The organism is Caulobacter sp. ALps2, assembly GCF_058681635.1.
On the sequence record NZ_CM178743.1, the window covers coordinates 2561734 to 2587158 of the forward strand.

A 25425-nucleotide genomic window follows, 5' to 3' on the forward strand; every position below is an offset into this window, starting at 1 on the left:
GGCTTTCGCCGGGAAAATCGGATGAGGAGTTCAAGCCTCCAGCAACGCCCGGATCCGGCACACCACCCCGTCCGGCTGGAAATCGATCGCCGCCGAGCCCGACAGTTCCGCCGCCAGGCCGCGTTCGATCAGGCGCGAGCCGAAGCCGCGATTGGTCGGCGGCTTGACCGGCGGCCCGCCGCGTTCGGTCCAGGTCAAGTCCAGCCGCGCCGCGCCGGGATCGGGCGCCAGGTCCCAGACCACCTGGATGCGACCGTCCGTCGTCGACAGGGCGCCGTACTTCATGGCGTTGGTGGCCAGTTCGTGCAGGGCCATCGACAGTGACAGGGCCGTCTTGGGCGACAGGCGGATGGAAGGCCCTGACAATTCGAAGCGGGCGAGGCCGCCATGCAGGTCGGCCAGACGGCCGGTGACGTCATGCAGCTCGGCGCCTTCCCAGTTCTCGCGGGTCAGAAGGTCGTGGGCCTCGGCCAGGGCGACGATGCGGCTGGAGAAGGCTTCTTGCGCCTGGGGCAGGGCGCGTTCTCCGGTGAAGCTTTGGGCGGCGATGGCTTGGATGGTGGCCAGGCTGTTCTTGACCCGGTGATTCAGCTCGTTGACCAGCAGCCGCAGATGCAGTTCGGCGCGCTTGCGGTCGGTGATGTTGACCACGGCCCCGACGAAGCGATGGGCCTTGTCGTCGTCGCCGAAGAACACCTTGCCCTTCACGTACAGCCAGCGCTCGACATGGTCGTCGCGGCCGATGACCCGGAATTCGATCGAGTAGTCGGCGCGAACCGCTGGATCGCGGGCCAGGCGCATGGCCTCCTGCACCCGCGCCTGGTCGCCTGGGTGCACGCGGGCTAAGAAGGTCCCGGGGTCGATCGTCTCGCCCGGCTCGATGCCGAACATGCCGTAGCAGCGGTCCGACCAGACCACCTTGTTCGTGTCGATGTCGAAGTCCCAGGTGCCGACGTCGGCCGCGTCGATGGCCAGGCGCAAGGTCTCTTCCTGGCGCAGCAGGTGGTCGATCACCTCGCGCCGCTCGGTGACGTCCGAGACCACGCCGACGAACCGCGTGACCGTGTCGCCGTCCAGGAACGCCCGCCCGAACGTCTCGACCCAGCGCAGGGCGCCGTCGTCGCCGCGATGGATGCGGTATTCCATGTTGATCGCGCCGGTTCCGCCCGGCGCGGTCGCGGCGGCCACGGCGGCGCGGACCGCCGGCAGGTCATCGGGATGCAGCAGCCGCTCGAAGGTCTCCTGAGAGGGTTCCTCATCCGGCGTCAGGCCGAAGATGGCGCGCGCGCGCGCGTCCCAGAACCGCTGGCCCAGAACGGGCCTGTGGTCCCAGCGGCCCATCCCGGCGGCCTGGGCGGCGAGGTCGAGGTCCAGGCGCGCGGCGGCCAGATCGTCCTCGACGGCCTTGCGCTCGGTGATGTCGACGATGACGCCGGTGTTGCGATGCGGCTGGCCATCTTCGTCCAGATAGGCGCGACCGCGCGTATAGACCCAGCGGATCGAGCCGTCGGCCTGGACCAGCCGGTACTCCTCGGAGAAGTGGCCGCCGCTCTGGGCGGCCTTCAGGGCGGTGTCGCGGATGCGGTCGCGGTCTTCCGGGTGGACCGCGGGAGTGTAGCTCTGGGCCGGAAGGCCGGCCTCGGCGAACTCGGGCGCGACGTTGTGCAGCTCGGCGTAGCGGGCGTCGGCATAGACCTTGTTGGCCTTGATGTCCCATTCCCAGGCGCCGACCACCCCGGCGACCTCGCGGGCCATCTCATAGCGTTCCTGGGTGGTGCGCAGGGTTTTCTGGTCGGCGACCGACTGCGAGATCTCGACCGCGGTGACCAGCACGCCGCCGACGCCGTTGGCGGTGGTCGCGTCCGGCACCGGGCTGTAGCTGACCCGGAAATAGCCCAGCTCCTGCCGGCCGCCCCGGGTGACCCGAAGGGGCAGTTTCTCGAAGGCGAAGCCGCCGCTGGCCCCGGCCAGGATGTCTTCGTGCAAAGCGCGGATCGAGGCCTGGAATTCGGGCGAGGTCTGGGTGAACAGCACGCCCAGCGCCTGCGGATGGCTCTCATGCAGGGCCGGGCTGTAGGCGTCGTTGTAGATCAGGACCAGCTCGGGCCCCCAGCGCAGCGCCATGGGGAAGTTGGTGGTCAGGATCATGTTGACGGCCATGCGCAGGGCCGGCGACCAGGTGTCGATCGCCCCCAGCGGCGTGCGCGACCAATCAAACGCCATGACGCGAGCCGCCATATCGCCGCCCGCGATGCGTGTCAGTACTGGCGTGGCGCGTGGTTTACCCTCGCCCATCGCAATCGGTCCCCCATCCGGCCTCACTGGCCGGCCCGCCATTATGGTGACCTCATAGGCGTGGCGGATACAAGCTTCGCTTTAGCGAAAGAATGCCGGAAAACGAACGGGGCGACTTTCGCCGCCCCGTTTTACAACTCTTTGTTTTATTTCCGCTTAGTCGATGGGCGACCAGCGCTTTTCGGCCGGGGCGGCCGGGCGCTTGGGCCCGCGGAACTCGTTCCGGGGAGCGCCGGCCTTCTGGCCTTGGCCCTGACCCTGGCCCTGACGCTTCTGGCCTTGGCCCTGCGCCTTCTGTCCGCCCTCGGAACGACCGCCGCCGCCGTTGGCGCCATTGCGGTTGCGGGGACGCTTGCGGCGCAGCTCGGACGGCACGTCGTTGCGCGGATCGGCCTTGCGCGGATCGACGTACTTCTCCGGCGGGGCCAGCTTGTCGGCGACGGCCGCGGCGGCCGCGAGGTTCTTGTCGTTGCGGCGGTCGAAGGTCGGGATCACCTGGCGGGTGGCCTTCTGGATGTCCTTCAGCAGGCTGCGTTCGTCATCGGCGCAGAAGCTGATGGCGATGCCGTCCTTGCCCTTGCGGGCGGTGCGGCCGATCCGGTGGACATAGGCCTCCGGCACGTTGGGCAGCTCGTAGTTGATGACGTGGCTGACGTCGTTGACGTCGATGCCGCGCGCGGCGATGTCGGTCGCCACCAGGGCCCGCATCTCGCCAGCCTTGAAGGCGGCCAGGGCGCGCTCGCGCTGGCCCTGGGTCTTGTCACCGTGGATCGAGGCGGCCTCGATGCCGGCGGCGTTCAGGTACTTGGCCACCCGGTCGGCGCCGCGCTTGGTGCGGGTGAAGACGATCGAGCGCGAGAAGTTGCTGTCGGCGAACAGCTCGGCCAGCAGCGGACGCTTGCGTTGCGCCTCGATGAACAGGACACGCTGGTCGATGCGCTCGACGGTGGTCGCCTGCGGAGCCACCGAGACCTGCACCGGATCCTTCAGCAGCTCACCGGCCAGCTTGCCGATCTCCGTCGGCATGGTGGCCGAGAAGAACAGGTTCTGGCGGTTCTTGGTCAGCTGGCTGGCGATCTTGCGGATCGGCACCACGAAGCCCAGGTCCAGCATCTGGTCGGCTTCGTCGAGCACGAAGATCTCGGTGCCCGAGACGATGGCCGACTTCTCGGCCATGTGGTCCATCAGGCGGCCCGGGGTGGCGACCAGAACGTCGATGCCGCCGGCCAGGGCCTTCATCTGCGGGCCGTACTTCACGCCGCCATAGATGGTGTGAACCGACAGGCCCATGTGGACGGCGTAGGCCTTGAAGTTCTCGGCGATCTGGGTGGCCAGTTCGCGGGTCGGCGACAGCACCAGGCAGCGGAAGCCGCGGCGCGGCGCCGGCTTACGGTCTTCGGCCAGGCGCTGCAGGATCGGCAGGGCGAAGGCGGCGGTCTTGCCGGTGCCCGTCTGGGCGATGCCCAGCAGGTCCTTGCCTTGCAGCACCACCGGGATGGCCTGGGCCTGGATCGGCGTCGGCTCCTTGTAGCCCTTCTCGGCGAGGGCCTTCAGCAGCGGCTTGGCCAGGCCAAGGTCGGAAAATTGCGTCACGGGTGTTTGTCTTAATCATGCGCCGAATGCAGCCCATGCGTCCTCGCACGGCTGGCCCCTCGGCTGGTCGTCGGGGGAGCGCCCCGCGTGCACGGGCTCTCTAATGAGAAGCTCTTCATGGCGCTCGACAGGCTGGTCCGAAAAGGACCCTCACGCGGCTGGAGCACCGATAGCGCCAATGGGGCGCGGGGCTCATATCTTATGTTGCGGTGCAAAAGTCAAGGAAGAGGGTTGGGAACGCTAAATCCTCCCCCCGCCGGGGGGGGATCTGGAAACTCTTGCCAGCGCCGCGGACCCACGCCAAACCCGGCCCATGACCAAGCCGATCGTCCTCGTCGTCGCCGCCGCCCTGATCGATGTCGACGGGCGGGTGCTGATCTGTCAGCGGCCGCGAGGCAAGCAGCTGGCCGGCCTGTGGGAGTTTCCGGGCGGGAAGGTCGAGCCCGGCGAAACCCCCGAACAGTGCCTGATCCGCGAACTGCAGGAGGAGCTTGGCATTACCGTCGCCCAGGCCTGCCTGGCGCCGTTCGTCTTCGCGTCACACTCTTACGAGTCTTTTCACCTCCTGATGCCACTCTACCTGCTGCGTCGGTGGGAAGGCCAAGTGACGCGTAAGGAGCACGAGGCGCTGGCATGGGTGAAGCCCGACAAACTCGCGGACTACCCGATGCCCCCCGCGGACGAGCCGCTGGTCGCCTGGCTGCGCGATCTGCTCTGAGCCGCTTCTGGCGCGACGAGCGCGGCGCGACCGCCGTCGAGATCGGGGTGATCATGGCCCTGATCACCGTCATCCTGATCACCGCCCTGACCACCATCGGCGGCAATATCAAGAGCGCCTTCACCAAGACCGCGAACGCGATCGGCACCTGATCCTTACGGCGTGGACTTGTCGCCCGCCGGCTGCTCCTGAGTTCCCAAGGCCTCCGCCAGCCGCATCTTGGCCGAGCCTGGACGCAGCGGTTTCTGCTGGCTGTCATGCGGCGCCCAGCCGGTGACCGAGACGATCTCGAAGGTCGCGGGGACCTTGCCGTCGGCCTCGGCGAAACGCTCGACATAGAGCTCCATCGCCCGGAACAGCACCTTGCGGGAGAGCGGCTTGCGCGAGCGGTCCAGCAGCACGCTGGTCTCGCCCATGGCCCGCAGGTCGTGCAGCAGCCTGATCGGATGGGCGTAGCGGACCTTCACACGATCCACGTCCGCGACGGGCAGGGCGAAGCCGGCTCGTTGCAGCAGGCCCGCCGCGTCGATGGCGTCGGCGAACGGCGAGACCCGCATGGAGGCGCCGTCCGACAGCTCGGCCTCGGCGGCCAGCAGGCACTGGCGCAGTTCGGTCAGGGTCGCCCCGCCGAAGATCGCGCCGACGAACAGGCCGTCGGGCCGCAGCGCGCGGCGGATCTGGATCAGGGCGCCGACCAGGTCGTTGGTCCAGTGCAGCGAGAGGGTCGAAGTCACCAGGTCCAGGGCGCCGTCGCCGAACGGCAGGCGCTCCTCGTCGGCGACAACGCGGAGGGTGTCGCGGCCGGCCAGCATCCGGCCAGACAGGTCGGCCTCGATCAGCGTATCGATGTTGACGCGGGCGTCGCTGTCCTCCAACGCCTTGAAAAAATGGCCATTTCTCGCGCCGAGGTCGACGGCGACCGGAAAGCGTCGCAGGATCGTCTCCAGCCGCATGACGACGTCCTGGGCCGCCCGAGCCTTCAGGAAGTCGGCGGACGCGAACTCGGGCGCGGCGCGGTCGAGACGGGCGCGATGCAGGGCGCGGTCGAAAAGCAGGGGGGAGGCGGTCATTGCGCGCGGAACATGGCGATTCCGGACCGTTCTGGAAAGGCGCCCCCCTCTTGATGGGCATGGGGCGCGGTGTGCTCGATCTGCTGCTGCCGCCGTCCAGCCTGGATGGCGAGGCGGCGCTTAGCGGGGGCCTGTCCGCGTCGGCCTTCTCGAAGGTGACCTTCCTGGACGACCCGGTCTGCGATGGCTGCGGCCTGGCCATGGCCTATGCGGAGATGGCGCTGGAGCGCTGCCCTGGATGCCAGGCCAAACCCAAGGCCTTCCGGCGCTGCCGCGCGGCCTGTGTCTACGACGAACATTCGCGCGACCTGGTTTTGAAGCTGAAGCACGCCGACCAGCCGGAACTGGCGCGACTGTTCGCCCGCTGGCTGTCGCGGGCGGCGATCGACCTGCTGGCGAGCGCCGACGCGGTGGTCCCCGTGCCCGTCCACCGCTCGCGGATGTTCAGCCGCCGCTACAACCAGGCCGCCGAGATCGCCCGGCCCCTGGCGCGGATGGCGAGCCTGGCCTACCTGCCCGACGCCCTGGTCCGTAAACGCGACACCGCCAGCCAGGGCGGCAAGTCGGCCACCGGCCGGCGGCGCAACGTGGCCGCCGCCTTCGCCGTCCCCGAAACGAGGCGGCGCTGGGTTGAAGGCCGGCGGATCGTTCTCATTGATGACGTGTTGACCACAGGCGCCACGGCCGAGGGTTGCGCGCGAGCGCTTTTCGCGGCCGGCGCGGCGGACGTGACTTTATCCGTCGTCGCCCGCGTTACAGAAATGCAAGCGCGTCCTATATGAAGACGCAGGACTCAAGGTTTCTCACGCTAATGGCTCACGTCACCATCTACACCCGCCCATTCTGCGGCTATTGCGCCCGGGCCCTGGCCCTGCTCAGCGACAAGGGCGCCGACTTCACCGAGGTCGAGGCCGGCATGGATCCCAACCTGCGTCAGGAGATGATGCAGCGTTCGGGCCGCACGACCTTCCCGCAGATCTTCGTGGGCGAGCAGCACATCGGCGGCTGCGACGACATGATGGCCCTCGAGCGCGAGGGCAAGCTGGACCAGATGCTGGCCGCATGACGCCGCCAAATGGGGCTCTACGGGTCGGTCTGATCCAGACCCGCACCCCCGCGACCCACGCGGCGGCGCTGGCTCATGTCGCGCCGCTGGTGCGCGAGGCGATCGCGGGCGGGGCCCGGTTCGTGCTGACCCCGGAGTGCACGAACGTCCTGCAGAAGGACCGGACGAAACTGCTGCCGACCCTGACGGCGCTGGAGGACGATCCGGTCGTGGGCGGCCTGCGCGAGATCGCGTCCGAGACCGGAACCTGGATCGACGTCGGCTCGGCCCTCGTCCTACGCGAGGATGGCAAGGCGGCGAACAGGCAGGCGGTGATCGACCCGACCGGCGCGATCGTGGCGACCTACGACAAGCTGCACATGTTCGACGTGGATCTCCCCACCGGCGAGACGGCGCGGGAGTCGGCGACTTACACCCCCGGCGAGCGGGCGGTGGTGGTCGAGACGCCGCTGGCGAACTTCGGCTTGACCATCTGCTACGACATGCGGTTCCCGGCCTTGCATCGCGCCCTTGCCCTGGCCGGGGCGACGGTGCTGACGGCGCCGGCGGCCTTCACCCGTCCGACCGGCGAGGCGCACTGGGACGTGCTGTTGCGGGCCCGCGCCATCGAGACCGGCTCGTTCGTGATCGCGGCGGCGCAAGGCGGTTTCCACGAGGACGGACGCGGCACCTGGGGTCGCTCGATCGTGATCGGACCTTGGGGCGAGATCATCGCCAAGCTTGACCACGACGAGCCCGGCGTGCTGTTGGCCGACCTCGACCTGCCCGCCGCTTTGTCGGCGCGGGCGGCGATCCCGGTCCTCAAGAACGCCCGGCCTTTCGTCGGGCCCTGAAAGTCCTCATCTTAAGCCGATGATAAAGTACGCGCTCCAGTGCGATGCGGCCCACGCGTTCGAGGGCTGGTTCGGCTCGTCGACGGACTATGACGACCAGGCCGCGCGCGGCCTCGTCGAATGTCCCGTCTGCGGTTCGCGCGGCGTCTCCAAGCAGATCATGGCCCCGGCCGTGGCGCGCACGAAGGCGCAGCGTTCGGCGCCGGCGGTTGATCCGAAGATGCGCGAGATGATGATGACGGCCATGGGCGAGGTGCGCCGGCACGTCGAGGACAACTTCGACTACGTCGGCGACGCCTTCGCCAAGGAGGCCCGGGCCATCCACGAAGGCGCGTCGGAAGAACGCGGCATCTATGGCGAGGCCTCGCCCACCGAGGTCCGGGCCCTGGTCGAGGACGGGGTCAAGGTGGCCCCACTGCCGCCGGCCGCGCCGAAGAAGACGGACGTGAACTGAGCCGTCGGGCGAGGACGGCGTCGGGTCGATCCCGGTCCCGCGAGCGAGGCGCGATTGGTCCACGCGAGGCGCCGGGGGCTTGGTTATGCCCCATGCTGCGGCGCCGAACCGCGAAACCCGGGTGATCGGACCGCATGGATATTGTCGGCCTCGCCGACGGGCCGGAACTTGCGCCTAGTCCAAGTCGCCGCCGTCGAGGGGCCGTTGAAACAGAGCCGCGCCGAGATCGTCGCTTTCGTGGGCGGCCAGATCCTTCCGCACGAAGCGGACGTGCGCGCGTGGCTGCGGCGCTCGGGGAGCACGGCCGTCGACATCGACGACGTGATCCAGGAGACCTATTGCCGGCTGGCCGCCCTGGACAGCATCGCCCACATCGCCAATGGTCGCGCCTACTTCTTCCGGACCGCGCGCAACATCGCCATCGAGAAAATTCGCCGCGCGCGCATCGTTCGTATCGATTGCGTCACGGAAATCGAAGCGCTGAACGTCGTAGATGAAGAGCCATCTCCCGAACGCGTGGTCGCCGGCCGTCGCGAACTGGGGCGGGTGCGACAGCTGATAGAGGAGCTACCCGAGCGGTGTCGGCAGATCTTCACCCTTCGCCGGATCCACGGCCTGTCGCAGCGGGAAACCGCCTTGCGCCTGGGGGTGACCGAGAATGTCGTGGAAATGCAATCGGCGCGGGGCTTGCGTTTAATCCTGCGGGCCTTATCGGAAGCGGTGACACAGGATCAACCGGCAGTCGGCAAGGCTCATGAGCTCCATCCGGTCCGCAAGCGAGATTGACGAGGAGGCGGCCGACTGGGCCGCCCGCGTCGATGCGCGTGGCCTGGACGTGGAGCATGATCCCGAACTGCAAGCCTGGCTGAGCGGCGACGCGCGCCGGCCCGGCGCTCTGTTGCGCGCTCAGGCGGCGATCAGCTTCCTGGATCGCGGCCGGGCTCTGGCCAGCACCGTCCCGCCGGTCGAGGCCGTGGTGGCCGAACGCCCCAACCGTCGCGCCCTGATCGCCGGAGCGGGGGGGCTGGCCGCCGCGCTGATCGGCGGCGTCGGCCTGTGGGCCGCGCGGCCGCAGCGACTGGACACGCGCCTGGGCGAGATCCGGCGGGTGCCGTTGACCGACGGCTCCCTGGTGGCGATCAACACCAAGACCGCGCTGGAAGTGGCGATGAAGCCCAAGTCGCGGCGGATCGAGCTCAAGGAAGGCGAGGCCTGGTTCCAGGTCGCCAAGGATCCCGAGCGCCCGTTCATCGTCGCGGCGGGGGCTGTTCGCGTCCGGGCCGTCGGCACGGCCTTCTCGGTGCGGCGCGACGAGACGGGCGCCGGCGTCGACGTGATGGTCACCGAGGGCGTCGTCGAGACCTGGATCGAGGGCGAGCCGGCGTCCCGGCGGCGGGTGTCGGCGGGCAGCCGTATCCTCCTGGCCGGCGCCGTCGCGCCCACGGTCGCGGAATCGCCGTCCGAGATCGAGCGCAGCCTGGCCTGGCGCAACGGCGAGATCGCCCTGGACGGCGAAAGCCTCGAACAGGCCGCGCGGCTGTTCAACCGCTACAACAGCCGGCAGATCGTCATCGAGGATCCGGGGCTGGCGCGCGAGCGCTTCGTCGGTCTCTTCCAGACCAACGCGCCCGAAAGCTTCGCCGCGGCGGTCGCCGCGACCCTGGGCGCGGTCGTCGACGACGACGCCAGCGTGATCCGGATCAGCCGTCCTCATACGTCTTGATGGGTTCCGTCCGGCCGCCGGGTGGGATGACCATGCCCGACCGCGCGCATCAGAAACGGGCGCCGTAGGCCAAAGCTGGCGCGAAAGCGGGCGTGTTGGGCCGTGATCGGACCAATCACACACATGCTCCCCGGAAATCCGCGCTCCACCCCTCGTGCTGTCAGGAGGCCGCGAATGGCGGACCTCGGAACGATGGGGGATTGTCTATGCGTGACTGGACGAACCGTTCCGCCAGACGGCGGCTGCTGTGTGCGGCTTCCGCTGTCTGGGCGCTGAGCGCGGGGGCCGCGCTGGCCCAGGCCATGCCTTTCAAGATCGACGCCCAGCCGGCGGCGGCGGGCATCCGGCAATTCGCGCGTCAGGCGGGCGTGCAGATCCTGGTGCGGTCGGACGCCGCCCAGGGCAAACGCACGGGATCGGTGAAGGGCGCCTTGCCCGTCGAGCGCGCGCTGGAGCAACTCCTGTCCGGCACGGGCCTGACGGTGATCTCCAACGACGGCAAGACGATCATCCTGGCGCCGCCGCGCACGGGGCTGATCCGCACCGGCTGGTCGAGCGCCATGGGCGGTGTCTCCGCCCCGCCCCCCGAGCCCGCGCCGCCGCCCGAACCCGAAACGCCCAGCGTCATCGAGGAGGTGATCGTCACCGGCACGCGCTCGACCTCGCGCACCGTCACCGAAAGCATGGCCCCGATCGACGTGATCTCGGCGGCCGAGCTGACCAAGAGCGGCAAGCAGTCGACCCGCGACCTGATCTCGACCCTGGTGCCGTCGGCCAACACCTCCAACAGCGGCGCGGGCGCCAGCTTCGCGATCAAGACGGTGTCGCTGCGTGGTCTCTCGGCCGACCAGACCCTGGTGCTGGTCAACGGCAAGCGCCGGCACAACACCGCCATCCTGTTCGTCAACGGCACCACCCAGAACGGCCAGTCGCCGCCGGATCTGGACCTGATCCCCTCGGCCTCGATCGAGCGGATCGAGGTGCTGCGTGACGGCGCTTCGGCCCAGTACGGCTCGGACGCCCTGGCTGGCGTCATCAATGTCATCCTGAAGAAGAGCCCCGAGGGCGGTTCGATGACGGCGCTCTACGGCAAGACGGGCGAGGGCGACGGCGAGACCGGCCAGTTCTCGGGCAATTTCGGTCTGAAGCTGGGCGAGGCGGGTTATCTGAACCTGACCGCCGACGTCCGCATCACCGACCCGACCGATCGCGGCGACGTGACGCCCAACACCACGCAGATGTACTTCCCGCTGAACGCCCTGGGCCAGCCCGTCCGGGTGGGCACGGCGGGGGCGACCCCGGATCCGCGCGAGGCCACGGCCAACCGCCACACCAGCCATCCGGGCTCGCCGCAGGTGCAACTGTTCTCGCTGGGCTACAGCGCCGGTTCGCCGGTGAACGACCAGATCGACCTCTATTCGTTCGGCACCTTCTCCAGCCGCAACACCGCCGCCTGGCTGACTTTCCGCAACCCGAACGCCAGCAACAACATCACGGCGGTCAATCCGGACGGCTATACGCCGCGTCTGTTCCTGAAGGACCGCGACTTCCAGGTCGCCTTCGGCGCCAAGGGCACGGGGCTGCTAGGCTTCAACTGGGACCTGTCGACGACCTTCAGCCGCGACGACGTCGACTACGAGACCAGTTCGCTGAACGCCTCGCTGGGTCCGGCCAGCCCGACCTACTTCTATCTCGGCACGCTGAAGTTCCAGGAATGGACCTCGAACCTCGACCTGACCCGTGAAGTCGACACGGGTGTCTTCGCCGACCCGCTGTTCGTGGCGCTCGGGGCCGAATACCGCGACGACAAGTTCGAGATCGTGGCGGGCGAGCCGGCCTCGTACATCAATGGCGGCTATGTCGCTCCGGCCGGCAGCCCGCAGGCGGGCGTGGTGTTCGCCGGCGGCTCGCAGGGCGTGACCGGCTTCCCGCCGTTCTCGGCCGGGTCGTTCTCGCGCGACAACATCTCGGCCTATCTGAACGTCGAGCAGAAGGTGACGGAGAAGCTGGAATTCGCCCTGGCCGGCCGCTTCGAGCACTATTCCGACTTCGGCGACGCCAAGACCTTCAAGCTGTCCAGCCGCTACGCCATCCTGCCGGGCTTGGCGATCCGGGGCACGGCCAGCACCGGCTTCCGGGCGCCGTCGCTGCAACAGCAGCACTATGCCTCGTCCAGCACCATCGGCGTGATCGTGCCGCCGGCCACCACCACCCAGCTCTATCCCGTGCAACTGCTGCCGCCGGACAATCCCGCCGCCATCGCCCTGGGGGCCAAGCCGCTGCGTCCGGAGAAGTCGGTCAACTACTCGGTCGGCCTGGTCGCCAAGCCGCTGCCACGCCTGAACGTCACGCTGGACGTCTACCAGATCAAGATCGACAACCGGATCCTGCAGAGCGGCACGCTGGGCCCCAACGCGGCGGTCAGCACCGCCCTGGCCAGCCAGGGCCTGAACCCGCAACAGGCGGCCTTCTACTACGGCAATTTCGCCGACACCAAGACGCAGGGGATCGACTTCGTCGCCGACTACCGGACCGACTTTGGCGACTTCGGTTCGGTGCGGTGGACGGTCTCGGCCAACCACACCAAGAACAAGTTCACCCGGGTCGTGCAACCGCCGCCGGCCCTGGCGGCCGCGGGCATCGTCTATATCGATCGCGTGAAGATCGGCGACCTGACCGTCGGTACGCCCAAGGACAAGTACATCCTGGGCGCGGACTGGACCCTCGGTAAGTTCAATTCCAACCTGCGCCTGACCCGCTATGGCGAGGTCATCCAGCGCACCTCGCTGGCCGCCAATGACGAGACCGTGTCGCCGAAGCTGATCGTCGATCTCGACCTCAGCTACGCCGCGACCCAGAACGTCACCGTCAGCGTCGGCGCCAACAATCTGTTGGACGCCTATCCCGACCGCGTTCGGGCCGCGAACCGGGGCACACCCGCCTTCGCCTATTACAATCAGTACGCCCCGTACGGGATCAGCGGCGGCTTCTACTACGTCCGCATGGCGGCGCGGTTCTAGGTTGGCCTGGCCGGTCCGGCAGCCCCCGGACCGGTCCTTTTTTGCGAGTTCACGATGACCAAGACCTCCAAGCGCGGCGTCAGCCGCCGGCGGCTGTTCTCGATCGGCGGCGGGGCGATCGCGGCCTCGGGCGTCGTCGCCCTGGCGCCGGCCGGCGCCAAGGCCGCCGACCAGCCCCTGGCGGCCGACACCAAGACGGTCACGGCGACCGAAGGCACCAACATCTGCGCCACGGTCTCGCCCGACGGCAAGACCGTGGCCTTCGACATCTACGCCATGCTGTGGCTGGTCCCGATCGAGGGCGGCGCCGCCAAGCGCCTGACCGACGAGATCTACGAGATCGCCCAGCCGGACTGGTCGCCGGATGGCAAGACCATCGCCTTCCAGTCCTATCGCGACGGCAACTTCCATGTCTGGACCATCGGCGCGGACGGGCGGGGGCTGAAAGCCCTGACCAAGGGCGCGTTCGACTGCCGCGAGCCGCGCTGGTCGCCGGACGGCAAGGCCATCGCCTTCTCGTCGGACCGGGGCGGGCGCTACGGCGTGCACCTGCTGGACGTCGCGACCGGCGCGATCACCGCCTTCAGCTCGGGTCCCGGCGATGAGTTCGAGCCCTGCTGGTCGCCGGACGGAAGGAGCATCGCCTTCACCGTCGACAAGGTCCGCGTCGACGTCCAGGGCCTGGACGGGACGCGGCGGACGGTGGCCAAGGTCAAGCCGTCGGCCGATCGTTTCAACGCCGCCTCGCTCGCCAGCCCGGCCTTCACGCCGGACGGCCAGGACGTGGTCTTCACCGTCATCGAGAACGGCAAGGCCGAGCTGCGCGACGCCAGCGGCGTGGTCGTCGGAGGCGAGGATGTCTTCCCGTTTCGCGCCGCGTGGCTGCCGTCCGGCGAGTTCGTCTACACCGCCGATGGTCAGATCAAGCGCCGCACGGCCGGCGGCGCGGCCACGGCGATCGCCTTCACCGCCGCCGTCCCGGTGCTGACGCCGCGCTACGCCAAGAAGAGCCGCGACTTCCTGTCGGCCAAGACCCGGCCGGTGGTCGGGATCGGCAGTCCGGCCCTGTCGCCGGACGGCCGCCAGGTGGTGTTCCGGGCGCTGAACGACCTCTACCTGCTCGACATCGGCGGCGGCCCGGCCAAGCCGTTGACAAGCGACGCCTTCAGCAAGGTCGATCCCGCCTGGTCGCCCGACGGCGAGACCCTGGCCTATTCGACCGACAAGGGCGGCTCGCTGGATATCTGGCTGCGCGACATGGCCACGGGCGCCGCTAGGCAGCTGACCCATTTCGATGGCGCGGCGGTGTCCAGCGCCTGGTCACGCGACGGCAAGTCGATCGCGTTCCTCAGCCAGAACGGCGGCCTGTTCGTCGCCGACGCCGCGACCGGCGAGACCCGTCGCCTGTATGGCGATCTCTGGGAGCCGGGCAAACCGACGTGGGGGCCGGGCGACAAGACCATCGCCTACGCCGCCTTCAAGCCGTACTCGGCGCGTTTCCGCGAGGGTCTCAGCGAGATCCTGACGGTCGAGGTCGCGAGCGGGAAGGGGACCTACGCCCCGATCCTGCCCGACCGCTCGCTGGGCACGCGGGGCGACGACGGCCCGGTCTGGTCGCCGGACGGCAAGAGCCTGGCCTATGTCTTCGCCAGCCGCCTGCACGTCTCGCCCGTGGATGAGGCCGGCGCGTTGCTCGGTCCGCCCAAGCCGCTGAACGACGAGGTCACCGACGCCGTCAGCTGGAGCGGCGACGGCAAGACCCTGATCTACATCTGCGCTGGTCAGCTGAAGCTGATCCCAGCGACCGGCGGCGAGCCCAAGACCGTGCCGCACGGCCTGACCTGGGCCAATGTCCGGCCCAAGGGACGCATGGTGGTCCGCGCCGCCAGCCTGTGGGACGGCAAGTCGCCTGAGCTTCGTAAGAACGTCGACGTGCTGATCTCCGACGGCCGCATCGCCGGCGTGGCGCCGCGCGGCGAGGTGACGGCCGACGTCAAGGTCATCGACGCCCCGACCGGCACGGTGATGCCCGGCCTGATCGACATGCACACCCACCGCCAGATGCAGGGTTACGGCTATGGCGACCGGGAGGGGCGGCTTTGGCTGTCGCTGGGGGTCACGACCACCCGCTCGCCCGGCGGTCCGGCCTATCACACGGTCGAGGACCAGGAGGCGATCGAGTCCGGCAAGCGGGTCGGCCCGCGCTATTACGCCACCGGCGAGGCGATCGACGGCTCGCGCATCTTCTATAACTTCATGCGGCCAGTGACCGAGCCCGGCCAGATGGCGCTGGAGATGCGGCGCGCCGAGGCGCTGTCCTACGACCTGATCAAGACCTATGTCCGCCTGTCGGGCGAGCGCCAGAAGGAGGTCATCGCCTGGGCCCACGCCAAGGGCCTGCCGCTGACCTCGCACTATCACTATCCGGCGCTTGGCCTGGGCATGGACGGCATGGAGCACCTGGGCGCGACCAGCCGCACCGGCTATTCGCGCACGGTCAGCGCGCTGGGGAACATCTACCAGGACGTCAACGCCGCCTTCGTGGCCAGCAAGGCGGCGCGCACGCCGACCCTGTTCACCTCGACGGCGCTGCTGGGCGACAACCGTTCGCTGGTCGACGATCCGCGCGTCAAGGCGCTGTATCCGCCGTGGGAATATGCCCGCCTGCTGGAGCGGGCCAAGCAGATGGCGACCATGGATCGCACGCCGATCCTGGCCTCGCTGGCCCGCAACGTCGCCGAGGTGGCGCGCACCGTCCGGGCGGGTGGCCGTATCACCACCGGCACGGACTCGCCGATCGATTTCAACGCCGTCAGCCTGCACATGAACCTGCGGGCCATGGTCAAGTTCGGCATGACGCCGCTCGAGGCCCTGGTCACCGCCACCAGCGCCTCGGGCGAGTATCTGGACGAGCCGCTGGGTGCGATCGCCACCGGTAACTACGCCGACCTCGTGGTGGTCGACGGCGACCCGCTGGCCCGGATCGAGGATGCGGCCAAGGTCGCCACGGTGATCAAGCACGGCGAGGTCTACACGGTCGCCGACCTGATCGGTCCGTTCGCGGGCCACGCCCGGCACGCCGCGCTCGATCGGGGGCGGCGCTTCGTCTGCGAGGCCTCGGCCGAATACTGGTGGCACGAGCCCGATTTCCTCGCCCAGGCCCGCGCCTCGTGCTGCGACGGCGCCTGCGGCTTCACGCCGACCTTCAGCCTGCACGCCTAGTTTCGGGGACGATGATGGGGATTTCGCGACGCAACTTCCTGGGCGCGGTCGGCAAGGCCGGCGGCTACGGGGCGCTCTACACCACCATGATGGGCATGGGCCTGCTGGCCGCGCCGCGCGCCTATGCCGGGCCGCCAAAGCTGCCGGCCGCCGGCGGGGCGGGCAAGTCGGTGGCCATCCTCGGCGCCGGGATCGCCGGGCTGGTGGCGGCCTACGAACTGCGCAAGGGCGGATACGCGGTGACCGTGCTGGAAGCGCGCGATCGTCCGGGCGGCCGCGCCTGGTCGGTGCGAGGCGGCTCCAAGATCGTCCAGACCGGACGGCCCGACCAGATGGTCGACTGGGCCGAGGGGCGGCACGCCTATTTCAACGCCGGCCCCGCCCGCATTCCGCAGTGGCACCACGCCATCCTGGGCTACTGCCGCGACTTGAACGTGCCGCTGGAGGTGATGGTCAACGCCAACCGCTTCGCCAAGCTGGACTTCGGCGGCAAGGTGGTGACCGAGCACCAGGCGGTCAACGACACGCGCGGCGCCTTCACCGAACTGCTGGCCAAGGCCGTCGACAAGGGCGCGCTGGACCAGGAGTTGACCGGCGTCGATAAGCAGAAACTGCTGGGCTACCTCTCGGCCTATGGCGACCTGGGCAAGGGCTACGCCTATGGCGGTTCGACCCGGGCTGGCTTCAGCGCCGCGCCAGGCGGCTACGCCCATCCGCCCAAGGGCGGCGACCCGCTGCGCATGGCCGACATGATGAAGTCGCGGTTCTGGGGCGCCAGCCTGATCTTCGAGGAGATCATCGACATGCAGGCCACCATGCTGCAGCCGGTCGGCGGCATGGACCAGATCGCCTACGCGCTCTACGAACAGGTGAAGCCGGCCGTGAAATTCGAGGCCGTGGTCAAGGCGCTGCGCAAGACCACCAAGGGCGTGAAGATCGACTACGCCGACGCGGCGGGTCCCAAGACGCTGGAAGCCGACTTCTGCGTCTGCACCATCCCGCTGCCGGTGCTGGCCAAGATCCCGTCGGATTTCGCCCCGCGCGTGAAGCAGGCGATCGCGGCGGCCGAATATCACCACGGCACCAAGGTCGCCTGGGAGAGCCGGCGGTTCTGGGAGCAGGATGACTTCCAGTATGGAGGTCTGGGCTGGACCGACGAAGCCAACGAGCTGGTCTGGTATCCCAGCGGCGGCATCGGCGAGAAGACGGGGATTCTGGTCGGGGCCTATTCGATCGGTTTCTCGGGCCCGGACGCCCCGCCGAAATACGCCGCCATGCCGTTCGAGGAACGCTTCGCCCTGTCACGCAAGGTGATCGACAAGTTCCACCCCGGGCATGGCCAGGAGCTGACCAAGCCCTTCACCGTCTCCTGGATGCAGACCCCCTACAGCGAGGGCGTGGCCGTCGGCTGGAAGGAAGAGCAGCGCGCCACCGACTATGCCGAGCTCTGCAAGCCCGACGGCGCTTTCTATTTCGCGGGCGAGCACATGAGCTACATCAACGCCTGGCAGGAGGGCGCGGCGTTGGCGGCTCACGAGGCGATCAAGCTGATCCAGGCGCGGGTGTCGGCGGCGTAGAGCCGGCGACTTGCGATCACGGAAAAGGCGCCGGACTGTCGTCCGGCGCCCTTCATGTTCGCGATGAAGCGCTACGGGTTACCGATAGCGGTACTCGTAGTGGCACTTCTTCTTGTTCTTGCCGATCTCGTGACCGGCCACGGCGCCGACCGCGCCGCCCAGCAGGGCGCCTTCGGTCTTGTTGCCGCGAGCGGCGACGGTGTTGCCCAGCAGGGCGCCGCCGAGGCCGCCGATGATAGCGCCGTTCTTGGCCTTGGACTTCTTACAGACCAGGACGCGTTCGCGGCGCTGTTGGGCGTCGGCGGCGGTGACGGCCACGCTGCTGACGGTGAAACCGACAACGGTGGCCAGGACGATGGTCTTCAGGCGGGCGCGCATGGCGGCTCTCCGATAGTTTCTTGGTTTAGATCCCTCGGAACATAAACGCCCTGGCTGGCGGCGGGTTTCCAGAAAGTCGGCTACCTGACGCCAGCTTGGGGCCTACGGTCGGATCAACCTTCGACGCGATAGCGGCCGTCGGCGTCGGGGCAGACCCGCACATAGCGGGTTTCGACGCGGCCGTTGTACTCCGTCGGGGCTGGGGCCAGGCGGCAACGCTCGCTGGCCGAGCCGTAGCGCCCATCGCTGTAACGATAGGGCTGGGTCTGCTCATAGCTGTAGTAGTTGCCACGCGTGTCGCACTTGGCCGAGGCGTTGCCGACGGCCGCGCCGACGCCGGCGCCCACGAGGGCCCCGAGGACGGTGCCCTCGGGGCGCGCGTTACGGGCGGCGACGTTCGAGCCCAGCGCCGCGCCGGCCAGGGCCCCGATCACGCCGCCGACAGTGGCGTTGCGCTTGGCGTCCTGGCGACAGTCGCTCGGATAGTTGACGCTGGCGCTGGTGTCGATGCTGTAGGCGCCGGCATAGGGGGTGTTGTAGCGGCTGGCCTCGCCCGGATACCGGCGGTCATAGGCGCCGGCGCCACGACGGCGGTCGTAGTCGTCGCGCGCGCTGAGATAACGCGAGCGGTCGCGTTCCCACTGATCACGGTCGGCATTGTAGCCCGAGGCGTAGCTGACGCCTTCGGTGCGGAAGCGAGCCGCCTCGCTGGGATGGCGGCGGTCATAGCTGCCGTCGCCGTTGCGGCGGTCATGGTTGTAGCGGGCGCGTTCGTAGGTGGCGCGAGCGCGCTCGAACTCGGCCTGCTCGGCATAATAGGCGGCGCTGTCGCGATACTGGGCGACCCGATAGCGCTCGGCGTAGCTGGGGTTGCGGCGGTCATAGGCGCCGCGGCCGTAACGACGGTCGTAGTCGTCGCGATTGCGGATGTAGTTGGCCCGGTCGCGCTCATAGGCTTCCTGGCGGTCCTGATACTCGGCCACCTTGTCGTAGTAGTTGGCGCGCTGGTTGTCGTAGTTGCGCAGGCTCTGTTGATAGGCCGAATCCTGGGCGAAGGCGGGGGCGATCGCGCCACAGGCCACGGTGGCGGCCAGGACGGCGACCAAGGTCTTGGAAGTCATAGGGTGTTTCTCCGTTCCCACGGAGCCTGCCCAATTCGGATTTCATCCGAATTGGATAAGCAGGCTCGTCCTGATTGGTGGAGCGTGATGGCCGCCGAAACCGCTCACACTTTCGGCTATCACGCTCCAGAACGGATCGACGGCCACCCCCGAGGGGTCGCCAATCCGGGTTCATGTCCCGGGGAGGAAAAGCCCGCCTGACACCGAGGTTCCCGAACCTCTGCCGTTTCAACCCTTGGTGACGGTCATCATGTAGTTGATGTCCACGTCGGCCGAGCGGCTCCAGCGGCCCGTCAGCGGATTGTAGGTCACGCCGAACGGGCCCTGCATCTCGACCGGCTCGCCGGCCAGGAAGGCGCGCAGCTCTTCGGGCTTGAGGAACTGCTTCCAGTCATGGGTGCCCGGCGGCACCCAGCGCAGCACGTATTCGGCGCCGATCTTGGCCAGGGCCAGGGCCTTCAGCGTGCGGTTCAGGGTGGCGACGATCATCAGCCCGCCGGGCTTGAGCAGCTTGGAGCAGGTGCGCAGGAACTCGCCCGGATCGGCGACGTGCTCGATGACCTCCATGGTCAGCACCACGTCGAACGGCCCCGCGCCCTCGGCCAGCAGCTGCTCGGCGGTGGCGGGGCGGTAGCCGATGGACAGGCCCTGCTCGGCCGCGTGGGTCGCGGCCGTCTTGATGTTCTTCTCCGAGGCGTCGATGGCGGTGACGCCAAAGCCCAGGCGGGCCATCGGCTCGCTGAGCAGTCCGCCCCCGCAGCCGATGTCCAGCAGGGAGAGACCCTCGAACGGCGCCCGCACCGCGCCGTCACGGTCGAACCGCGCCAGGGCCTCTTCCCGGATAAAGGCCAGGCGGCAGGGATTGAACACATGCAGCGGCGCGAACTTGCCCCTCGGGTCCCACCACTCGGCCGCGATGGCCGAGAACCGCGCCACGTCGGCGGGGTCGATGCTCCAGGAGGGGCCTGTGGGGGATGAGGCGGAAGCGCTCTGAGTCATGGGTCAGCGTATGAGCACGACTTCGACCGGCAGGTCCAGATCGGCCCAGGCGCGATCTGCGGTCATGACGGGAAGGCGTTCGCGCATCGCTAGCGCCAGGCAGGCGCGGTCGCCGAGGGAAAGACCTTTGTTGCGGGTAGCGACGCGGAGGCTTCCTGCATGAAGCGCGAGGCCGAGATCGAAGGGAACGGAGGCGCAGGGAAAGGACATCGTGTAAGCAGCCGCGATTTCCGGGGTATCGCCTCGATCGATCATCTTCGTCATGACCTCGGTCAGGTTCACGACGCAAACCAGCGCACCGTCCAGATGGCGCGCGACCATCTCGCCGCCGGGTTCGCCCTTCGCCAGGGCCAGAAGAGCGGAGGAATCCAGGACCACCCTAGAACGCCTCGCGCTCGTCCTTTTGTGCCTCGCGTCGCCGATCCTCTATCAATTCGTCGGACATCAGCTTGCCGTCGGGATGGGGTGGAAGGGTAGTGAAATGAGTTTGGATCCGCCGAACCGCGCTCATCGCGCTGATCATCGTAAAGGTGTCCTCGCCTAGATCGGCGATGATCACGCCGCCGGGGCGCGTACCCAGGCGCTGAAGCACTTCTGGCGGTAGGGTCACCGACCCGTCGCTGCCGACCTCGAGCTTGTAGGTGGGGGTATGGTTGTGAAGGAAGGCGGTGGTGTTGGCTTCGGCGACGCCGATGGGCGCCGGTGTGTCCGGCGAGGCCTTGCGCACCGACTCTTCCAGAACATTGCGAACGTGCTGGTAGCGCTTGTCGAGAATGCGGGCGATGTCGGCGCGCTTGTAACCGGCGGCGTCCAAGGCGCGAATCTTTCCCGACACCGTCGTTTGGCCGGCAATCACTCTTTCGATCTCAGGCGACATGTGCGCTCCTTCGACTTGATAGGTTGTAGACAGTTAGATAGGTAGGTTCCGTCAAGCGCCAACTTCGTCACCTGGATGTGAAAAAGACACTGCCGCGACATTGCCGTTGCGCTTTCCGGTCGGTAGAAGGCCCGAGCTTGCGCGAGGGGGAGCGATCCGGCCGCGCGGGCGCAAGAAATAACCAAGTGTCGAGGTACCAAGGACGTGTCACGTCTGGTGATGAAGTTCGGCGGCACGTCGGTGGCCGACCTGGAGCGCATCCGCCGTGTGGCGCGCCTGGTCGCCGCCGAGGTGGCGACCGGCAAGCAGGTAGCGGTGGTCGTCTCGGCCATGTCGGGCAAGACCAACGAGCTGGTCGCCTGGACCGACGGCGCCGGTCGCGCCGCGCAAGGCGTCCGCGAGTCGGATGACGAGTACGACGCCGTCGTCGCCTCGGGCGAGCAGGTCACGGCCGGCCTGTTGGCCATGACCCTGCGCAACATGGGTCACAAGGCCCGCTCGTTCCTGGGTTGGCAGGTGCCGATCATCACGAACGAGGCCCACGGCAGCGCCCGCATCGAGGACATCCCCTCGGAGAACCTCGAGGCCTGCTTCGCGGACGGCGAGATCGCCGTCATCGCCGGCTTCCAGGGCGTGACCACCAAGCAGCGCATCACCACCCTGGGCCGTGGCGGCTCGGACACCTCGGCGGTGGCCATCGCCGCGGCGGTGAAGGGCGCGTGCGACATCTATACGGACGTGGACGGGGTCTACACCACCGACCCGCGGATCGAGAGCAAGGCCAGGCGCCTGGCCAAGATCAGCTACGAAGAGATGCTTGAAATGGCCTCGCTGGGGGCCAAGGTGCTGCAGACCCGTTCGGTCGAGATGGCCATGGCCCATCGCGTCCCGGTGCGGGTGCTGTCGAGTTTCGTCGAACCGGGCGAAGCCCCGGGCCAAGGTACGATCGTCTGCGACGAGGAAGAAATCATGGAAAAGCGCATCGTCTCGGGCGTCGCCTACAGCCGCGACGAAGCCAAGATCACCCTGCTGGGCCTGCCCGATCACCCGGGCGTGTCCTCGCAGATCTTCGGCCGCCTCGCCGACGCCAATGTGAACGTCGACATGATCGTGCAGTCGCGCGCCCGCAGCGCCGACACCGCCAACATGGAGTTCACGGTCGGCAAGCGTGACGCCGCGCGCGCCGTCGAGATCGTCCGCGCCGCCCAGAAGGAGATCGGCTTCGAGGACGTCGCCGTCGACGAGGACGTCTCCAAGGTGTCGGTGATCGGCGTCGGCATGCGCAGCCACGCCGGCGTGGCTCAGTCGATGTTCCAGGCCCTGGCCGAGAAGAACATCAACATCCAGGTCATCTCGACCTCGGAGATCAAGATCTCGGTCCTGATCGACGCGGCCTATACCGAGCTGGCGGTGCGCGCGCTGCACGCGGTGTATGGGCTGGACCAGCTGTAAGGCCTCAAGGCGGAGCGTGTTCGCGCTCCGCCGTTGCCCAAACGTCGTGTTCTGACGTTAAGAAGACGCCGCAACGCCGCTGAGAATCCTCGATGCCCGACGTCTTCAAGTTCGATCCCGCCGCCAAGACCGTCACCTTCCATGGCGACGCCGGCCTGGACCTGCTCTACGACCTGCTGCTGCGCGCCAAGTTCGGCGACGGCTACGAGAAGCCGCTGCTGATCAGCCCCTGGCTGGCGGCGCTGCTGAACCAGCTGGACCAGGCGCTGCCGGACGACGGCCAGTGGTTCCCGGAAAAGCCCGGTCAGCCGATCTTCGACACCGACGACCTGCTGGCCATGGGCGACGCGGTCATCGAGGAAGGCCACACGGTCGGCTGGTGGACCATGTCCGAGCTGGAAAAGCGGGCCTATCTGCGCAATGTCATCGCCGCGCCGCACCCGCTGACCGATCTCGAGGTCGAGTTCATCGAGAACGACATCGACGCGGCGCTCGCCCAGGCTCGCCGCCTGGTCGCCGACGCCGACGAGCCGCTGGCTATGCCGGGGCACGGCTGAGCCTCCCTGTCTCCGTTTCCCCGACGAAGGCCGGGGCCCAGATGGAAGAGCGCTGGGTGGGTTCTAGGACCGTCGCGCGTCTCCCATCAGCCTCAGCCCCCTGAGATCTGGGTCCCGGCTTTCGCCGGGAAGACGGGACGGGGTAAAGTCCACGCCCATGGGCGATCATCTCCCGACCCCCGCCGCGCTCTCCTTCCGCCGCTACGGCGAGGACGCGCCGCCGCACGACCATGCCTTCGACCAGATCGTCCTGCCGCGCCGGGGCGTGCTGGAGATGGAGATCGACGGCAAGGGCGGGCGCGTGGATCCCGGCCGCGCGGCGGTGGTGCCGCCCGGAACCCGCCACGCCTTCGCCGCCCGCGGCGAGAACCTGTTCGTGGTGGCGGATATCGGCGGGGCGCTGATGAAGCCTTTCGAGCGCCTGCGCGAGCGGCCCTTCGCCCCGGTCACCGGCGCGGTTCGGGGCCTGCTCGAGTATTTAGCCGGCGAGGGGCCCGGCGCGATCGATGGTGGCGTCGCCAGCCTGTGGGCGCCACTGCTGCTGCGCGGTCTCTCAGCGGCGCCGATCGATGTGGACCCGCGGCTGGCCCGCGCCGCCGCGATGATCGAGGCCCGCTTCGAGCAGCCGCTCACCGTCCGCGATCTGGCCAACGAGGCGGGCATGAGCCAGAGCCGGTTCTTCGCGCGGTTCGCCGACGCCTACGGAACGACGCCGCACGGGGCGCTGTCGGACGCCCGCCTGCGCGCCGCCCAGAGGCTGCTCTCCGACACCAGCCTGTCGATCGCCGAGATCGCCGCGCGCACGGGGCACGGCGATCAGAGCGGTCTCACCAAGCGCATGAAGGCCAGCCTGGGCGTCACCCCCGGCGCCTGGCGAAAAGGACGTCCCTAGACCTCAGTCCGAAGCATAGGCGGCGCGGATGACGCCGGTGCTGGTGGTTTCGTTGGCGCTGTCGGTCACCTGGCAGATCCAGCCCGAAAGGCGCGGCGGCCCGCCGAACGAACCCAGCCAGCGGAACTGCGTCGCGTCGCCGTTTGGATCCGTGCAGTCGATATCGCTGGAGCCCGAGATGCGCGTCCATTGATAGGTGTAGGGACCGATGCCGCCGCTGACGCTGACGGTGACGTAGTCCGACCAGTTATCGTCGTCCATGCCGACGATCGACGGCGAGGCGCTGGCGGAAAGCGTGCGAGCTTGAGCGGCGGTGGCGACCATCAGCGCGCCGACGCCGAGGCCGGCGGCGCTGAACATCAATTCACGACGAGATTTCATCGAACCCTCCTGCTGTTTACCTAGGGTTGGATTGCGTCATTACTCTACTTAAGAGTCAACCCTTGAGAGCACTCGCCAAGCCTCCGGGAGCTTTCGCCAAGTCCGCCGCGCCGCGACCTGCTAACCCAGCCCCATGAGCACCTCCCGCAATCTCCTCCTCGGCCTGCTGTGCGGCCTGGTCGCCGGCGCGTTCTGGGGCGGGGTGTTCCTGGCGCCCAAGCTGCTGGCCGCCTTCACGCCGCTGCAGATGACGGCGGGGCGCTACATCGCCTATGGCCTAGCCTCGGCGGTGCTGCTGATCCCGACCTGGAAGGCGGTGATGCGGAAGATGGACGGTCGCGACTGGCGCGACCTCGTCCTGCTGAGCCTGCTGGGCAACCTGATCTACTATGTCGGCCTGTCGGTCTCGGTGCAGAGTTCGGGCGTGGCCCTGGCCTCGCTGGTCATCGGCCTGCTGCCGGTCACGGTGACCCTGGTCGGGGCCCATTCCAAAAAAGGAGGGTCGGGGGAGGGCGTGCAACTGGGCCAGCTGGCCGCGCCTCTGGCTTTGATCGTCGCCGGCGGGGTCTGCATCAATGTCTCGGTGTTCACCGACGGGCAGGGCGTCGGCATCGGCAAGCAGGTCGTGGGCCTGCTGGGCGCGCTGCTGGCCCTGGCGATGTGGACCGCCTACGCCGTCTGGAACGCCCGCCGCCTGGCCGCGACGCCGAAGTTCACCAGCCATGAGTGGTCGCTGCTGACCGGCCTGGCCACGGGCCTGCTGTCGCTGCTGCTGGTCGTCCCGGCCTTCATGATGGGCGGCCAAGTCCATGCGGCGGCGGACTGGCGCTGGTTCTGGATGGTCAGTTTCGCGGTGGCGATCGGGGCGTCGGTGATTGGCAACGGCCTGTGGAACTCGGCCAGCCGCCTGCTGCCGCTGAGTCTTTCGGGCCAGCTGATCGTCTTCGAGACCCTGTTCGCTCTGCTGTACGGATTCCTGCACGAAGGCCGCTGGCCGCGCGGCCTGGAGGCCACCGCGATCGTGCTGATGCTGGCCGGCGTGCTGTGGTCGGCGCGGCTGCATCGGCCGGCCGCCCACCCTGCCTAACTACCCCACACCCGTCTCCCCGGCTTTCGCCGGGGAAACGGAGCGGGAGGAGGCCCAAAACTTTTTCTCAACATGACGCGAACCTGAACGGCGCGGTTCAAATGAGGTTC

The 25425-nt window shown here is 68.4% G+C and carries 24 protein-coding genes; 15 read left to right on the forward strand and 9 right to left on the reverse strand.

Annotated elements, in window-relative coordinates; translation table 11 throughout:
- Nucleotides 1-30: 30 nt before the first annotated feature.
- Together ACW173_RS12200 and ACW173_RS12205 are read right to left on the reverse strand one after the other, a co-directional pair.
- Entirely contained in the window at nt 31-2223 is a 2193-nt protein-coding gene (locus ACW173_RS12200) for a PAS domain-containing protein (RefSeq protein ID WP_492085697.1), read from the reverse strand.
- Nucleotides 2224-2451: 228 nt separating this feature from the next.
- Nucleotides 2452-3888 (reverse strand): DEAD/DEAH box helicase, encoded by a 1437-nt coding sequence (locus tag ACW173_RS12205; protein WP_492085698.1) that lies wholly within the window; start codon nt 3886-3888, stop codon nt 2452-2454.
- Nucleotides 3889-4201: 313 nt separating this feature from the next.
- On the opposite strand from ACW173_RS12205, the gene mutT reads away from it, so the two are divergent.
- Both mutT and ACW173_RS12215 read left to right on the forward strand, forming a co-directional pair.
- The gene (gene mutT, locus ACW173_RS12210) at nt 4202-4606 is read left to right on the forward strand and encodes an 8-oxo-dGTP diphosphatase MutT (protein WP_492085700.1); all 405 of its coding nucleotides are present in this window, start codon (nt 4202-4204) and stop codon (nt 4604-4606) included.
- Complete coding sequence (locus ACW173_RS12215) at nt 4522-4758, forward strand: Flp family type IVb pilin (protein ID WP_492085702.1); 237 nt, start codon at nt 4522-4524, stop codon at nt 4756-4758. Before mutT ends, ACW173_RS12215 begins: the two co-directional genes overlap by 85 nt.
- Nucleotides 4759-4761: 3 nt before the next feature.
- On the opposite strand, the gene ACW173_RS12220 is transcribed toward ACW173_RS12215, so the two are convergent.
- Nucleotides 4762-5676: a methyltransferase domain-containing protein gene (locus ACW173_RS12220; protein WP_492085703.1), complete on the reverse strand. Its 915-nt coding sequence runs from the start codon at nt 5674-5676 to the stop codon at nt 4762-4764.
- Here ACW173_RS12220 and ACW173_RS12225 point away from each other — a divergent pair.
- From ACW173_RS12225 to ACW173_RS12265, 9 genes are all read left to right on the forward strand, one after another.
- Nucleotides 5676-6458, forward strand: a complete 783-nt coding sequence (locus tag ACW173_RS12225; protein ID WP_492085705.1) for a ComF family protein — start codon at nt 5676-5678, stop codon at nt 6456-6458. The two genes, ACW173_RS12220 and ACW173_RS12225, sit on opposite strands and share 1 nt — an antisense overlap.
- Before the next feature lie 29 nt (nt 6459-6487).
- A complete protein-coding gene (grxC, locus tag ACW173_RS12230; RefSeq protein ID WP_492085707.1) occupies nt 6488-6742 on the forward strand; it encodes a glutaredoxin 3 in 255 nt (84 codons plus the stop codon).
- Nucleotides 6739-7575 carry a carbon-nitrogen hydrolase family protein gene (locus ACW173_RS12235; protein WP_492085708.1) on the forward strand — a complete coding sequence of 279 codons (837 nt, stop codon included), beginning with the start codon at nt 6739-6741 and terminating at the stop codon, nt 7573-7575. Before grxC ends, ACW173_RS12235 begins: the two co-directional genes overlap by 4 nt.
- A gap of 19 nt (nt 7576-7594) precedes the next feature.
- Complete coding sequence (locus tag ACW173_RS12240; RefSeq protein ID WP_492085710.1) at nt 7595-8029, forward strand: DUF1178 family protein; 435 nt, start codon at nt 7595-7597, stop codon at nt 8027-8029.
- Between the two features lie 204 nt (nt 8030-8233).
- Nucleotides 8234-8815: an RNA polymerase sigma factor gene (locus ACW173_RS12245; protein WP_492085712.1), complete on the forward strand. Its 582-nt coding sequence runs from the start codon at nt 8234-8236 to the stop codon at nt 8813-8815.
- Nucleotides 8784-9752, forward strand: a complete 969-nt coding sequence (locus ACW173_RS12250) for a FecR family protein (RefSeq protein WP_492085714.1) — start codon at nt 8784-8786, stop codon at nt 9750-9752. The genes ACW173_RS12245 and ACW173_RS12250 overlap by 32 nt, the downstream gene beginning before the upstream one ends.
- Nucleotides 9753-9958: 206 nt before the next feature.
- On the forward strand, nt 9959-12772 hold the full coding sequence (locus ACW173_RS12255; protein WP_492085716.1) for a TonB-dependent receptor domain-containing protein: 2814 nt from the start codon (nt 9959-9961) through the stop codon (nt 12770-12772).
- Between the two features lie 54 nt (nt 12773-12826).
- Entirely contained in the window at nt 12827-15994 is a 3168-nt protein-coding gene (locus ACW173_RS12260; protein WP_492085717.1) for an amidohydrolase family protein, read from the forward strand.
- A gap of 14 nt (nt 15995-16008) precedes the next feature.
- Complete coding sequence (locus tag ACW173_RS12265; RefSeq protein WP_492085719.1) at nt 16009-17571, forward strand: flavin monoamine oxidase family protein; 1563 nt, start codon at nt 16009-16011, stop codon at nt 17569-17571.
- Nucleotides 17572-17649: 78 nt separating this feature from the next.
- Here the strand turns inward: ACW173_RS12265 and ACW173_RS12270 are convergent, their stop codons facing one another.
- The 5 genes from ACW173_RS12270 to ACW173_RS12290 all read right to left on the reverse strand — a co-directional run bounded on the left by ACW173_RS12270 (nt 17650) and on the right by ACW173_RS12290 (nt 20946).
- Complete coding sequence (locus ACW173_RS12270; protein ID WP_492085721.1) at nt 17650-17949, reverse strand: glycine zipper 2TM domain-containing protein; 300 nt, start codon at nt 17947-17949, stop codon at nt 17650-17652.
- 113 nt (nt 17950-18062) lie between these two features.
- Nucleotides 18063-19070, reverse strand: a complete 1008-nt coding sequence (locus ACW173_RS12275) for a YMGG-like glycine zipper-containing protein (protein ID WP_492085723.1) — start codon at nt 19068-19070, stop codon at nt 18063-18065.
- 228 nt (nt 19071-19298) lie between these two features.
- Entirely contained in the window at nt 19299-20069 is a 771-nt protein-coding gene (gene ubiG / locus ACW173_RS12280; protein WP_492085725.1) for a bifunctional 2-polyprenyl-6-hydroxyphenol methylase/3-demethylubiquinol 3-O-methyltransferase UbiG, read from the reverse strand.
- Between the two features lie 3 nt (nt 20070-20072).
- Nucleotides 20073-20447, reverse strand: coding sequence for a type II toxin-antitoxin system VapC family toxin (locus tag ACW173_RS12285; RefSeq protein WP_492085727.1), 375 nt, complete (start codon nt 20445-20447; stop codon nt 20073-20075).
- A gap of 1 nt (nt 20448) precedes the next feature.
- Complete coding sequence (locus tag ACW173_RS12290; protein WP_492085729.1) at nt 20449-20946, reverse strand: AbrB/MazE/SpoVT family DNA-binding domain-containing protein; 498 nt, start codon at nt 20944-20946, stop codon at nt 20449-20451.
- A 204-nt stretch (nt 20947-21150) separates the two neighbouring features.
- On the opposite strand from ACW173_RS12290, the gene ACW173_RS12295 reads away from it, so the two are divergent.
- The 3 genes from ACW173_RS12295 (at nt 21151) to ACW173_RS12305 (ending at nt 23847) form a co-directional block, all read left to right on the forward strand.
- On the forward strand, nt 21151-22398 hold the full coding sequence (locus ACW173_RS12295) for an aspartate kinase (protein WP_492085730.1): 1248 nt from the start codon (nt 21151-21153) through the stop codon (nt 22396-22398).
- 92 nt (nt 22399-22490) lie between these two features.
- On the forward strand, nt 22491-22955 hold the full coding sequence (locus tag ACW173_RS12300; protein ID WP_492085731.1) for a hypothetical protein: 465 nt from the start codon (nt 22491-22493) through the stop codon (nt 22953-22955).
- A 157-nt stretch (nt 22956-23112) separates the two neighbouring features.
- Nucleotides 23113-23847 carry a helix-turn-helix domain-containing protein gene (locus ACW173_RS12305; RefSeq protein ID WP_492085732.1) on the forward strand — a complete coding sequence of 245 codons (735 nt, stop codon included), beginning with the start codon at nt 23113-23115 and terminating at the stop codon, nt 23845-23847.
- A gap of 3 nt (nt 23848-23850) precedes the next feature.
- On the opposite strand, the gene ACW173_RS12310 is transcribed toward ACW173_RS12305, so the two are convergent.
- Nucleotides 23851-24228: a SprB repeat-containing protein gene (locus tag ACW173_RS12310; protein ID WP_492085734.1), complete on the reverse strand. Its 378-nt coding sequence runs from the start codon at nt 24226-24228 to the stop codon at nt 23851-23853.
- 133 nt (nt 24229-24361) lie between these two features.
- On the opposite strand from ACW173_RS12310, the gene ACW173_RS12315 reads away from it, so the two are divergent.
- Nucleotides 24362-25315, forward strand: a complete 954-nt coding sequence (locus ACW173_RS12315) for a DMT family transporter (protein WP_492085735.1) — start codon at nt 24362-24364, stop codon at nt 25313-25315.
- The last annotated feature ends 110 nt before the right edge of the window (nt 25316-25425 follow it).